Origin of the sequence: Acidithiobacillus sp. (assembly GCF_023229925.1) — a bacterium.
Classification (GTDB): Bacteria; Pseudomonadota; Gammaproteobacteria; order Acidithiobacillales; family Acidithiobacillaceae; genus Acidithiobacillus.
Window position 1 is genome coordinate 1 of record NZ_JALNYM010000002.1, and the last position, 13,458, is coordinate 13,458.

The window sequence follows — 13,458 nt, forward strand, 5'->3', positions numbered from 1 at the left end:
CTATCCCATCGCTATCGGCGATACTCCAGGAACCCTCTCGCAGGCGTGTCATCCATGGCAACAGTGCTGGAAACAATTCAGCTACGACAATCCACAGGCACATTAAATACCCTATGATTATTGGGTGGCCATTCGGCAATGCGCGGCCGCTTGCCTGGGGATGACTAAAAACTCAAGCCTCCTGACCGCAGGAGGCTTGAGAACAAATTTACCGTGCCCATGGCGAAGCCCTATCGGACTAGGTTATCCTGACCGCATCATTGTCGGATACCTGACTGGGGGCCCCGCGAATAATGCAAAGATTTTTTGTGCTGGCCGTCCTTATCCTGCTGGGCTGGCTGACGTATCGCCTCTCTCCCATTCTCAGCCCCTTTCTGGTGGCCGGCATCCTCGCTTATCTCGGCAATCCGCTGGTGACCCGCTTGCAACGACACCGAATCAGCCGCACCTGGGGCACCACACTGGTTTTCGTCCTCGTCGCTGTGATCATGGCGGGAATCATCATGGCCCTGCTCCCCATCATCCGTCACCAGTCCTCACTGTTCATCGAATATCTGCAAAAATATGTCGAACTCCTGCAAACGCAGATCATCCCGCAGTTCTCCGCACGGATCGGCATCCACCTCGACAGCCAAAGCATTACCCATTACGCCACTGCCAACGCCCAGAAACTGGCGGGGTGGCTGGGACGCAGTCTCCAGTTAGCGCTGAGCTCCGGCTCCGGTCTGATCAGCAGTGTACTTAGTATCATTTTAGTACCGGTTCTGGGGTTCTATCTGCTACGCGACTGGCCACGTCTCATTGCTCGTATGGCCGCCCTCATTCCGCCACACTATCTGCCACTTTCCCAGCGTCTGGCCAGTGATGCGGACACCATGCTCATGGCATTTTTGCGCGGACAACTCCTGGTGATGCTGGCCCTGGGCACCAGTTACGCGATTGGCCTCAGTATGGTCGGTCTGCAAACCGCTATCCTCGTCGGCCTGGTGGCGGGACTGCTCAGTTTTGTGCCCTATCTTGGCGTCGTAAGCGGGATAACCATGGCCAGCCTCGCCATGTACGTGCAGACCGGCGCTTTTTTGCCCATCCTCTGGGTACTCATCGTCTTTGGCATCGGCCAAGTACTGGAAAGCATGGTATTCACCCCCTATCTGGTAGGGGATCGCATCGGCCTGCACCCGGTCGCTGTCATTTTTGCCGTGCTCGCGGGCGGTGAGCTCTTCGGCTTTGTCGGCTTACTGCTCGCACTACCCGTCACCGCCGTCCTCATCGCCCTGTTACGCCACCTCCACGGCTGGTATTTGCAGAGCCCTTACTACCTGGGCAAAGAGTCATAACTTATGGAAGACGTCGTTATTATCGGCGCTGGCATTTCCGGTCTGGCAACCGCCTATTTTCTCCGTAAGCGGGGTTGGAAACCCCTGCTGCTGGAAGCAGGCGCCAAGCCAGGCGGCAACCTGCAAAGCCGACAGGAGGAAGGCTTTCAGCGGGATATGGGACCCAACTCGCTCCTGCTCAAAGGCCAGATCGTCCCGGAATGGCTTCGCGAACTGCAGTTAGAAGAAGAGGTCGTCGAAGCCAACCCACTCGCCCAGCGCCGCTATATCCTTAATCGCCATCGGCAACCCGTCGCACTGGGACCGGGTGTGCTTTTCGGCAGCAGCCTGCTGAGCTTGCGCGGCCGCCTGCGTCTCCTTGGCGAGCCTTTTCGGCCACCGCGTCGGGCGCAGACGGGTGAGGAAAGCGTTGCTGACTTTGTGCGGCGGCGACTCGGGGATGAAGCGCTCACCTGGCTGGTCGACCCCTTCGTCTCTGGTGTCTTTGCCGGCAATCCCGCACGTCTTTCGGTACAGGCTACCCTGCCCCGCCTGGTGGCGCTGGAGCAGGACGGTGGCTCACTCCTCCGCGGCGCGCTGCGCGCCCGGAACAAGAAATCGCCCGCCACCCCGAAAACCCGTCTTATTTCTTTTCGCGAAGGTTTACAGGCCCTCCCGCTCAGGGTCGCCAGCACACTCGGCGATGCTCTGCGTTGCAACACCCCAGTCGATCAATTGCGTAATAGCGATGACATTTGGCAGGTCAGCAGCGGCAACCAATCCTGGCAAAGCAAACGGCTCATTCTTGCCCTGCCCGCAGGCGCTGCGGCCGAGCTGATCGCGCCAACGGACGCTGCACTTGCCCGTGAACTGGACGCCATCCCTTATCCCGCAGTCGGCAGCCTGTCCATTGGCTTTCAGCGCGCACAGGTACAACATCCGCTGGATGGTTTTGGCATGCTCATTCCGCGGGTCATGGGTCTGGAAACACTGGGGGTGCTCTTCTCCTCCACCCTCTTTCCCGGGCGCGCGCCGGCGGATCAGATATTGCTGACCGCCTTTATCGGCGGCAGTCAGAATGACATTTCCGGACGTAGCGATGATGATCTGCTGGCGACCGCATTACACGAAATCAACCCACTGCTGGGTATCAGCGGCAAGCCCGTTTTCAGCCGCTGCCAGACCTGGCCAAAAGCCATCCCGCAATACGAAATCGGGCACCTGGATCGGGTAAGGCGGATCGACGCCCTAAGCGCCCGGTACCCCGGGCTGTACTTCCGGGCCAACTGGCGGGAGGGCGTCGCGCTGGGAGACTGTATGGAAGAGGCTTACCGGTTCAGTCAGGATGCCGACTGGCAGCACTGAAATTAGTGTCTGGGGTTGGGGCGAGCGCCGCAACCAGGGTATCCATCGCCGTATCCTGGGGCTTCGCAACTGCCCTTGGTGTCGCCGTGCTATTGAGCGCGACAGCGGACTTATACCGGGCATCGGCGCTAACCGATTCCAATTTGCGCCGAAATCCGGGCACATTCCCAACGATCTCTACGGGCGTCCCCACCTGCACCATCGCGGCGATTTGCTGTGCATCCCAATTTGACAAGGCCACGCAACCGGCGGTCCAGCGCCCAGGAAATACCTTGCTCTGAGGATCATCAGCAAATTGCGGACCCATGCCGTGAATGCCTATTTCACCGCCCAGCGGGGTATTTTGTGGCGGCGTCTGCCCGGCGTCGACAGCGTCGACAATGGCGCGATATTGCGCCTTATTGATAATGCCCTCACGCAACCCCCACGCCGCATTTTCCCGGTTGGGATAGGTCAAACCCATGAAAGGGCCATAGCGCGTTCCCCGGCTCACCCAGCCGATGTGATAACGCCCCATCGGGGTGACGTCATCCCCTCGTGTCCGTCTGGAAGCTGCGCCATTGAAGCCGATGGCCACCGGGTAGGTCGCCAACACGGTATTACCCTTGTAGATCGTCAGGAAGTGCGTGGTAGTCGAAATGATGATATGCACCGATTGGGTGACGGGCGCAGCGCTTGCCGGAGAAACCACGGGCGCCACCGGCTGAACAACCGGCGGGGGAATCTGTGCGGCATAGTAGGCCACCGAATGCACTGGCGCAGAGGGCAGATGTGTCGTCGCGCAACCCGCCAATCCCAGAGCACCCGGCACCACCCCCAATAGCCCCCATCTCTTGAATTTGCGTATCACTCCCACATCCCCCGATTGTTTCCACTCACACAGTCTCATAATATACCGGAAGTCTGATCGCAAGGTCCATGATCTTCTGGCGGATTTCCGCTAACCCACCTGCCCATACCCTAGCCGGTTCCCCAGCCAGCGTTGCACGAGAGCCTGCGCCGCATCAGGATCTTCCTGCAGCAGTTGATCCGCCAATGCAGGCACGAAAGCCAGCAGGGCTTCGTCACGCAGGATATCTGCGACGCGCATCTGCAGGATGCCCGTCTGCCGCGTGCCGAGATACTCGCCCGGTCCGCGCAGTTCCAGGTCTTTGCGCGCGATGACAAAGCCGTCATGGGTTTCGCGCATCACCCGCAAACGCTCTCGCGCCCGGTTACTCAGGGGTGGATGATAGAGCAGGATACAACTGCTCTGCTGCGCCCCTCGCCCCACCCGCCCCCGCAACTGGTGCAGTTGCGCCAGACCCAGACGCTCCGCATGCTCAATAACCATGAGACTGGCGTTGGGAACATCCACCCCCACTTCGATCACCGTCGTCGCCACCAGAATGCATACCGCGCCTGACTGAAAGGCTGCCATCACTTCCGCCTTTTCTGCGGCGCGCATCCGTCCGTGGATCAGCCCGATGTTCACACCGGGCAAGGCCATTTGCAGCTCTGCAAAACTCGCCTCCGCCGCCTGCAACTCGAGAATTTCCGATTCCTCAATCAGCGGACAAACCCAATAGATTTGCCGCCCCTCTTCCAGCATGTGTTGCATCCGTCCGATCAGTTCGGGCCGACGACTGTCAGGCATCACCAGGGTTTCCACGGGGGTGCGCCCGGGCGGCAGCGCATCAATGACCGACACCTCCAGATCCGCATGCACTGTCATCGCCAGGGTTCGCGGAATCGGCGTAGCGGTCATCACCAGCAGGTGGGGCATGGTCATGGTGCCTTTCTCCAGCAATTGCCTGCGTTGCTCCACGCCAAAGCGGTGTTGCTCATCGATGATGACCAGCCCGAGACGAGCAAACTCCACCCCCTCTTGAAACAGCGCCTGCGTCCCCGTCACCAAACCAAGCCTGCCATTGGCGAGGGCTTCCAGGATCTCGCGGCGGGCGCGCGGCGAGCGGCTACCCACCAGATAACCCACGTCCCGGTCCAGCGGTTCCAACCATTGCCGAAAGCGCGTATATAATTGTTCTGCAAGGATCTCGGTCGGCGCCATCATGGCTACCTGATACCCGGCCTCCAGTGCGGTCAGCGCCGCTGCCGCCGCGACCAAGGTTTTGCCGGAGCCCACATCCCCTTGCAATAAGCGACGCATGGGCTGCTGGCGCGCCAAGTCGGCGTTAATCTCCGCAATCACCCGCTCCTGTGCTCCCGTCGGTACGAAAGTCAAATGCGTCAGAAAATGCCGCCACAACTGCCCTTTACTGAGTAGACAGGGGGCATTCTGCATCATCCCCGACTGCCGCGTCTGACGCACCGCCAAATGATTCGCCAGCAACTCCTCCAGCGCCAGCCGCTGCCAGGCGGGATGCTGCGGCGAGGGAATCTCGTCCGCACTTTCATGCAGCAAACGCAGCCCTTCGCGCAGACTGGGCCACTGCGGAGGCAGTCGATTTTCAAGGTAATCTGGAAGCTGGTCGAGAAGGGTCAGGGCTTGCGCTACCCAGCGCCGCCATTGCGCCTGAGTAACGCCTTCACTACTGGGATAAAAAGGGGTGAGGTGACGCGGAGCGCGAAACTGAGGGACATCCGCCATCTGCCATTCTGGATGCACCATTTCAAGGCCGTGAAAGCCGCCGCGCAATTCTCCGAAACACCAGAGCTGCCGCCCGACCTGCCATTGCCCACGCAGGGCCGCTACCATGTGAAAGAGCCGTATGAGCAGACGTCCACTGCCATCACTCAAAGTCACCAGCCATTGTTCCCGTCGCCCACGCTGGTGATCGACACGGACAATTTCACCCAGTACGGCGCACTCCTGACCGGGCTGCAAGGCCGTCATAGGGGATATGTGGCGGCGATCCTGATAACGACTGGGCAGATGAAACAGGATATCCTGCACCCGCCACAGGTCCATGCGCTGTAAGCGCTGGACCAGAGCGGGGCCGACCCCGCGCAATGCTGAGACGGAACTCTGTAGATACGGTCCCGTCTTCGCAACCACCATGCTAGTCGGCGCGCGGCAGGGCCTCGCGACGCGCCCATTCCGCGAGAAGCTCGTCAAGATCGACATGATGCATGATGGCTACCCCCCCCAGCGTTTCACGATCAGCAATAAAGCATTCTCCGCAATGAATACCGCGCTCTTCCAGCAACGAAACCAATACCGGATGTGTCTGCAGCAGCTCGCGCATGGGCTGGGCAAGGGCTTCCGCGCGCTCCATCTCAGTGCTCCTTGTCCAAGGCAACAATGCCGTCTATTTCTACCTGCGCGCCACGCGGCAGAGCAGCCACCTGTACCACCGCACGCGCCGGATAAGGTGGCGTGAACGCCACCTCCATGGCCTGATTTACCTGCGCAAAATGGCCGAGATCCACCAAATAGACCTGCAATTTGATCGCATCCTGCAGACGCCCACCCGCTGCTTCGCAGACTGCCTGCAGGTTATCCAGCACTCGCCGGATCTGCAGGGCGACGTCGCCTTCTACCATCTGCCCGGTTCTAGGGTCCAGGGGAATCTGACCCGAAAGGTAGAGCAGGCCGTCATGCACCATACCCTGACTATAAGCCCCGATAGCCTGAGGTGCCGAATTACTCTGAACTGGAACTGGCATAGATTAAACTCCTTGTTAGCCTTTGACCCGCTGTACCCGAGATACCATCGGCAGACTACGCAAACTCCGCATGATTTTAGCCAGGTGATCACGATCGTGTGCCTGTATGGTAAAGGTGATGCCCGTATAGAGTCCATCCTGGGGCTCGATGTCCACATGATCAATATTGGAATCTTCATCGGAAATCAGGGTGGCAACGCGGGCCAGCACACCACGCGCGCTCTCCGCTACCACCCGGATCATCACTGGAAATTCACCTTGAGCTTCGGGGTCCCACTGCACATCCACCCAACGGTCGCGGCGTTTGCGCCACTCGCGGATATTGTGACAATCATGGGTATGCACCACCACGCCTTTGCCAGCACTGATAAAACCCAAAATAGGATCGCCGGGGATAGGTCGACAGCAACGCGCCAACGTCACCGGCATCCCCTCTGTCCCTCGAATCAACAGTGGCTTTTTGGTGGCCACCTCACGGTTGAGCCGGCTCGGTAACAATTGACTTACCGCCTGCCCCAGACGACGCGCGGTCTGCGCCAGTTTCCCGCGATCTTCTTCCTCAGGTAACAATTTGTGGGCCACCACCAACGGGAAGACCTCGCCCATACCAATAGCTGCGAGCAATTGTCCCTCATCCTGAACATTGAACGTCGTCAGTACCCGCCGAAAATCGGCCGCTTCAACTTGTTGGAGGTTAGCGCCCAGACTATGCATCGCCTTTTCCAGCAGGTTGCGACCCAACACTTCGGCATCGCCGCGCTGAATGGTCTTCAGATAAGCACGCACGCTGCTGCGCGCTTTGGCGGTCACCACCACATCCAGCCAGCCGGGCTGCGGATGTGCCGAAGCTGCCGTGACAATTTCTACTTTATCCCCGTTATTCAGAGGGCTGCGCAACGGCACGTACATATCATTGACCTTAGCGGCCACTGCCTGGTCACCAATATCCGTATGCACCGCATAGGCAAAATCCACCGCCGTCGCGCCACGCGGCAAACTGAGAATCTTGCCCTTGGGGGTAAACACATAGACCTCATCAGGAAACAGGTCGAGCTTAATGCTCTCCAGGAACTCCTGAGAGTCCCCCCCCTGTATCTGTAGCTCCAGCAAACGCTGCAACCAGGCGCGCGCCTGCGTTTCGGCATGTGCGTTATTCGAGCCCGTCTTATACAGCCAATGCGCCGCCACCCCCGCTTCGGCGACCCGGTGCATATCCCCGGTGCGGATCTGGACCTCTACCGGATGTCCAAAGGGGCCCAGCAGCACGGTGTGCAGGGACTGATATCCATTGGATTTGGGGATGGCGATATAATCTTTGAAACGCCCGGGAATCGGCCGATACAGACTATGAACAATGCCCAAAACGCGATAGCAGGCATCCACATCGGCGACAATGACCCGGAAGGCATGGAGATCGTGGATGGCACTGAAGGGCATACCCTTCTTCTGCATCTTGCTATAAATACTGTAAACGTGTTTCTCACGACCGCTGACCTGTGCTGCCAGCCCCTCCTGCCGAAGACGGTCCTCCAGGGCATGTTCAATTTTTTGCACCGCTTCCTTGCGGTTACCACGCGCTGCCTTTACGGCCTCATTGAGGGTGTGCCAACGCTTGGGGTAGAGATGGGAGAAGGCCAACTCCTCCAACTCAATACGAATAGCGTGAATACCCAGACGTTGCGCGATGGGCGCATAAATATCGAGGGTTTCCCGGGAAATACGTCGCCGCTTCTCCAGCTTCATCACACCCATGGTGCGCATATTGTGTAGACGATCGGCCAGTTTTATCAGTACCACCCGAATATCCCGGGACATGGCCAGAAACATCTTGCGAAAGTTCTCGGCCTGTGCCTCTTCACGGGTTTCGAAACGGACCTGCCCGAGCTTGCTGACCCCGTCCACCATCTCCGCCACTTCTGGCCCGAAGCGCTCGATGATGCTTTCCTTGCTGATGTGGCAATCTTCAATCACATCATGGAGCAAGGCGGCTTGAATGGTGAAAATATCCAGTTGCAGTTCGGCGAGAATGCAGGCTACCGCCACCGGATGATGAATATAGGGTTCACCACTACGCCGGGTTTGTGCTCCGTGCGCCGTAGCCGCCAACTCGTAGGCTTCACGCGCGCGCACGACCTCTTCGGGCGTCATGTATTGCTGGAGCAACGCGCGTAGTGGCGCGCAAGGATCCTCTAAAGCTGGAGAAACCGGCGGCAGACGCAGCACCTCGCCCACCGCTGTCGCCAGGGGTAGTTTCGGCACCGCTGTGCCTAGCTCGCTTTCACTCGCCAGCGACATCCTCAGCTCCAGCCGCTTCGCGGTTCACCGCACCAGGGAAGTTGGGTAATGGTGGCGGCATCTGCTCGTCCAGTATCGCCCGGCTCACCTTGCCAGCTGCCACTTCGCGCAGCGCAACGACCGTATTTTTGTCACGTCCCGGCTCCACTCCCGGCACAGCGCCAGAGGCCAGTTGCCGCGCCCGTCGCGCCGCTACCAACGTCAACTCAAAACGATTATCCACATGCTCCAAACAATCTTCTACTGTTACTCGTGCCATCGTCTATTCACCTTTTATCAATTCAACCGCTCATACCGAGAAGGCTCTTTAATCGTTGATGCTGTGCATGCTGCTGGTAACCCAACCGCAAATGCTCGGCATGGACAATACATTGCAAGTCGGCTAACGCATCCTGGAAGTGGTCATTCACCACCAGATAATCAAACTCGTCATAATGCAACAACTCTTCACGTGCTGCCGTCAGCCGGTGCTCGATAACCGTCTCCGAGTCCTGGCCACGGCCGCGCAAACGTTCCGCCAAGGTGGCGACAGACGGTGGCAGGATAAAAATACTGACCGCCTGCCCCGGCAATCTTTCCCGCACCTGCCGCGCGCCTTGCCAGTCGATCTCCAGCAGACAGTCGGTCCCAGCGAACAGCTGACTCTTCACCCAAGGTTCACTGGTGCCATAACCATTGCCATGCACTCGGGCATACTCCAGAAACTCACCCCGCTCCGCCATGGCCGTGAAGGTCTCCATGGGAACGAAATGATAATCCGTCCCCTCTACCTCTCCCGGCCGCGGGGGCCGGGTGGTGTAAGAGACGGAGGTGCGCAATTGCGGAATCGCCGCCACCAGCGCCCGGGCCAGACTGGTCTTTCCCGCCCCGCTGGGTGCCGAAACAATCCACAGGATACCGCGTTCTGCTCCACCCGTCATTGGCTTTTCACTCCACATTCTGTACCTGCTCCCGCATCTGTTCGATAAGCACTTTCAGCTCTACCGAGGCAAAAGTCACCTGACTATCTCCGGCCTTGGAAGCGAGCGTGTTGGCCTCTCGATTGAGCTCCTGCATGAGGAAATCCAGGCGTCTGCCAACGGCCTCCTGCCGCTGCAAGATGCGCCGCAATTCAGTCAGATGAGTGTCCAAACGGTCCAGCTCCTCCGCTACGTCCTGACGTTGCAGATAAAAGAGCAGCTCCTGTTCCCAACGCCCCGCGTCCACCTGCTGTGCCAGTTCCTGCAGGCGCGCCTGTAAACGTTCGCGCAGCGCCTTTTCCAGCTCGGGCAAATGGTTGCGTAACGCTGCCGTCTGCCCGGCAACCGCATCCACACGACTCAGTAACAGTTGTGCCAAAGCAGCACCCTCCCGCTCCCGCGCCTCCTGCAACTCGGTTAACGCCAGGTCCAGCAGCGCCAGCGCTTCTGTTTCCAACACCTCCGCGTCCGTATCCGTACCAGATGCCTGCACCAGACCCGGCCAGCGCAGTGCATCCCACGGATTAAACACGGTCTCACCCAGTTCCCAGATGGCATTCAGTTCCGCATGGAGTCCGTGTAGTTCCGTCGCCAGTGTCGTATTAAGGCGCAACGATCCACCCGCCGCAGGTTGAAAACGCAGCCAGACATCCACCCGCCCGCGCACCAGCGTTTTTTGCAAGCGTGCCCGTACCGCTGTTTCGAGGGCGCTCAAGCCCTCGGGCAGGCGCAGACCGACATCAAGAAAACGGTGATTTACGGTACGCAGCTCCCAAACCAGCGTGCCCCAAGCCCCGTGACTTTCACAGCGGGCGAACCCGGTCATACTGCATATCATTTTGTTGGCTCCCCAGCGCAATCCTGCTCACGAAAAAGCAGGCATCCTTGCATAAACTAGCATACGGCTGCCAGTCCGGCGACCTCTGCACGCGCTTGCCGAGTGCAAAATACCGATTAAGCGGCCTTGACGCTGTCGGAATCCAGAACTAAACCTAAAGAACTAAACCTAAAAAATTGGGCTGCCGGTTCTAGCGTCAACGCATCCAGTTGGCGAATCCGACCATTACGATAACTGCGGGAGAGTGTCACATGATAGGCTCGAAAGAAATGCTGTTCGAATGGGATGAGTGGAAAACGCGGGCAGTGGCGCTGGGGGTCGCGGAGGATCTGGCCGAACTGGGCAAAAAGATCATGCGCGATGCCTATATGCAGCGCTGGCCCGAAGCCGTGCTCGGCGACTGCGGCTGGGATGACGATGGTTTTGGGATGCTGGCCTTGGCACGCGCAAAACCCGCTGAAGCTCGCCGTGATTGGGAACGGCTATATGCGCACCATCATCGCCGGCCCGCCTGCCCGGTAGAGGCGAGCCACCATCGCCCTAATAAGGCCATGGTGCGAACCACCGCTCCACTGCTGGTTCACCCCCGGAAACAGGAAGAGAACAGACCCTGAAATCTACAAACGCACCCAGAGCAAACGCCAGAGGATAACAGGCAAGGAAATCGCACCGACATAGTGACCAACGATGCGTTCTTGCCCGTTCACCCGTAGGGAGGTGGGCGCCAGCTACGTTTACTGGGTCAGGCCGGCGTAGAGCATGGGCAAACGCTCCGGCAGGCGTTCCACATGGTCGATCACCTGATAATTGCGCGCCCCGAAAATCCGCGACACATACTCATCGGCGTGGGGATCAAGGCTCAGACAATAGGTCATCACCCCGTCCCGCCCCAATTCCTCCACAGCCCGCCTCGCGTCGTAGCGCAGATACTGCGGATCGCGTACATCAATATCCGCTGGCTCGCCATCGGTAATAACCAGCAACAGTTTTTTCGATTGCCGCTGATGACGCAGGTAGTGCCCGGCATGGCGTAAGGCCGCCCCCATGCGCGTGGAAAGCTTGCCGGTCATACCCGCAATACGCCCCATGGCCTCATCGCTATACGCCTCGTCAAAGTCTTTAAAGCGGTAATATGCGACATCATGCCGCCCATCGGAATGAAATCCGTGAATGGCAAAGGGATCACCAATACGGTTCATGGCGTCGGCGAGCAGTGCCGTCGCATCCCGCGTAAGCTGGAGGATAGTGTCTTCCGAACCATGGACCTTGTCGTTGGTCGACTCGGACAGATCCATCAATACCAGCACGCTGAGATCGCGCACCTTGCGCAAGTTACGCATGTGGATACGGGTATCCGGCGCCAGACCCATGCGGATATCGACCAGTGCGCGCACCGCCGCTTCCATATCGATCTCATCGCCATCTTCCTGTTTGCGCAGACGCTGCACACCCTGTGGTTGCAATGCCTCGATCAGGTATCTGAGCCGACTGGAGACCGGCTTGTACTTGTCCAGCACCTCACGCACATCGCGCACATCGCCGATCCTGGGCCGACGCTCCAGCACCGTTACCCAGTGCGGGCGATTGGTCTGAATCTGATAATCCCACTCCGGATAATGGTAGGGATCAGAAACCGGCTCCTTGCCTTCCATTTGGTTGTAACTCAGCCCCATATCTTCGTAGGGGAAAAGCTCGGATTGCAGCACCCAGACTTCCTGGGCGTCGTCACCGGCCAACTCGGTATCAATCTCGTTGACCATTTCCATGACACTGACATATTTCCGCACTTGGGCGCCGGGAAGGATAGTCGCTTCACTTTCCCAGTCGATTTCCTCAAACTCCCAAATATAGCGGTTATCGTCCCGATAGGGGATATCGGGGATGTCGGTACGGGCATGGTAAGTCATCTTTTCCTTACGCAGGGTGTCCGCCAGTCGCACCCCCAAATCCCAGGAAAGTTGTGGATCGTCCCAGCGGGCCTTTGCCTCCTCAAAGGTTTGCCGACCCTCCTGCACCCAGACATTGTCGTCCTCATAGGCGGGATCAATGATTGCCCGCGCCAGTCGGGAAAACAGCTCCCCCATAGTGGCCACCGGCCCGGCCACCGCAGTGTGAAAAGGCATCCAGATTGCGCGCAGTCCGGGGAAGGCGCGCATGGCCAGTGCCTCCACCCGTGCATCTTCCAGCAAACCGATTACGGCCATCTGCTCAGGGTTGAGTGCCTCAGCCGAGATCGCCTTGTGCATGTAAGCCACATGCGCGGCGGCGTGAGCCGCCACGGCGCGATAGCGGGTCATCCCATCGATGCCTTCCCAATCATCGTAGGCGTCGGGAAGATGGATGAAAATCCCTTCGATATAAGGCCGGTAACCTTCGCGGTCTTCAAAGTCACCGCTGGTCGGGCGCAGGAAGAAATCCCGTCCCCATAATGCCCTCAAATACATACGCAGACGACGCTGAATGTCAACAAAAAGCGTGCCTTTACGCTCCTGCTGGAGCATAGCCAGGGCTTCCGGACTTTTCAGGGAAAAGTAGGCAATCTGCGCCGCAAAGTCTGTACGATGGGCGTGTGCACCCCAGAGTGCCCAGCGCCGCAAACCACCCAGCGTCAAATAGCCAAAAAGCTGGTCGATATTTTCCAGCATGGGTCGCAGCGCGCGCGGCACTTGCGCAAGCAGGCGGTCCAACATGCCGAGATAGCTTTTGAAGAGCTCCAGATCGGCCAGACGGTTGGCGGCTGTCGGACTGGTGGACACCACAGCCTCCAGTACCGCACCGCTGGTTTTGGACGCCATTTTCATAACGGCACCCACCAGTTCCCAGACGGCATCTTCTCCCATTTCGCGGGCGACGTGAGGGGCTGCATCCAGATAACTGCTCACCAAACCATCGCCCTTGCCCAGAGATCGCAACCCCATGGCACCATCCAGGTATCGATCCAGACCGGCAGGACTAAAAATTCGGGCAGCTTCTTGCCAGTTACTCTGCAGGATGGCCTGGCTTTCATCGCCAAAAGCCTCCAGCAATTCTGCATAATCTTCCAGATGTTTCATGCGTCCTCCATGATCGTCGGGCC

12 protein-coding genes are annotated in these 13,458 nt (G+C 58.7%); 3 read left to right on the top strand and 9 right to left on the bottom strand.

Annotated features, from left to right (window positions below):
- Positions 1 to 293: 293 nt before the first annotated feature.
- Together M0P56_RS06590 and hemG are read left to right on the top strand one after the other, a co-directional pair.
- A complete protein-coding gene (locus M0P56_RS06590) occupies positions 294 to 1,337 on the top strand; it encodes an AI-2E family transporter (protein ID WP_291509259.1) in 1,044 nt (347 codons plus the stop codon).
- A 3-nt stretch (positions 1,338 to 1,340) separates the two neighbouring features.
- Positions 1,341 to 2,681, top strand: coding sequence for a protoporphyrinogen oxidase (gene hemG, locus M0P56_RS06595; RefSeq protein WP_291509260.1), 1,341 nt, complete (start codon positions 1,341 to 1,343; stop codon positions 2,679 to 2,681).
- On the opposite strand, the gene M0P56_RS06600 is transcribed toward hemG, so the two are convergent.
- The 8 genes from M0P56_RS06600 to M0P56_RS06635 form a co-directional block, all read right to left on the bottom strand.
- Positions 2,653 to 3,531, bottom strand: coding sequence for a murein L,D-transpeptidase family protein (locus M0P56_RS06600; protein WP_291509261.1), 879 nt, complete (start codon positions 3,529 to 3,531; stop codon positions 2,653 to 2,655). The genes hemG and M0P56_RS06600 overlap by 29 nt on opposite strands.
- Before the next feature lie 90 nt (positions 3,532 to 3,621).
- Complete coding sequence (gene recG, locus M0P56_RS06605) at positions 3,622 to 5,682, bottom strand: ATP-dependent DNA helicase RecG (RefSeq protein WP_291509262.1); 2,061 nt, start codon at positions 5,680 to 5,682, stop codon at positions 3,622 to 3,624.
- 1 nt (position 5,683) lies between these two features.
- The gene (locus M0P56_RS06610; RefSeq protein ID WP_291509263.1) at positions 5,684 to 5,899 is read right to left on the bottom strand and encodes a DUF1858 domain-containing protein; all 216 of its coding nucleotides are present in this window, start codon (positions 5,897 to 5,899) and stop codon (positions 5,684 to 5,686) included.
- A gap of 1 nt (position 5,900) precedes the next feature.
- Positions 5,901 to 6,290, bottom strand: a complete 390-nt coding sequence (locus M0P56_RS06615; RefSeq protein ID WP_291509264.1) for a Rid family detoxifying hydrolase — start codon at positions 6,288 to 6,290, stop codon at positions 5,901 to 5,903.
- A 15-nt stretch (positions 6,291 to 6,305) separates the two neighbouring features.
- Positions 6,306 to 8,585 carry a bifunctional (p)ppGpp synthetase/guanosine-3',5'-bis(diphosphate) 3'-pyrophosphohydrolase gene (locus M0P56_RS06620; RefSeq protein ID WP_291509265.1) on the bottom strand — a complete coding sequence of 760 codons (2,280 nt, stop codon included), beginning with the start codon at positions 8,583 to 8,585 and terminating at the stop codon, positions 6,306 to 6,308.
- Positions 8,569 to 8,844: a DNA-directed RNA polymerase subunit omega gene (rpoZ, locus tag M0P56_RS06625; RefSeq protein WP_291509266.1), complete on the bottom strand. Its 276-nt coding sequence runs from the start codon at positions 8,842 to 8,844 to the stop codon at positions 8,569 to 8,571. The genes M0P56_RS06620 and rpoZ overlap by 17 nt, the downstream gene beginning before the upstream one ends.
- A 22-nt stretch (positions 8,845 to 8,866) precedes the next feature.
- Positions 8,867 to 9,505 (bottom strand): guanylate kinase, encoded by a 639-nt coding sequence (gene gmk / locus M0P56_RS06630; RefSeq protein WP_291509267.1) that lies wholly within the window; start codon positions 9,503 to 9,505, stop codon positions 8,867 to 8,869.
- A gap of 7 nt (positions 9,506 to 9,512) precedes the next feature.
- Positions 9,513 to 10,370 carry a YicC/YloC family endoribonuclease gene (locus M0P56_RS06635; RefSeq protein ID WP_291509268.1) on the bottom strand — a complete coding sequence of 286 codons (858 nt, stop codon included), beginning with the start codon at positions 10,368 to 10,370 and terminating at the stop codon, positions 9,513 to 9,515.
- Between the two features lie 263 nt (positions 10,371 to 10,633).
- Between M0P56_RS06635 and M0P56_RS06640 the strand changes: the two genes are divergently transcribed.
- Complete coding sequence (locus M0P56_RS06640) at positions 10,634 to 10,996, top strand: hypothetical protein (protein WP_291509269.1); 363 nt, start codon at positions 10,634 to 10,636, stop codon at positions 10,994 to 10,996.
- Between the two features lie 120 nt (positions 10,997 to 11,116).
- Here M0P56_RS06640 and M0P56_RS06645 read toward each other — a convergent pair whose 3' ends face one another.
- Positions 11,117 to 13,435: a VWA domain-containing protein gene (locus tag M0P56_RS06645; RefSeq protein ID WP_291509270.1), complete on the bottom strand. Its 2,319-nt coding sequence runs from the start codon at positions 13,433 to 13,435 to the stop codon at positions 11,117 to 11,119.
- Positions 13,436 to 13,458: the final 23 nt, after the last annotated feature.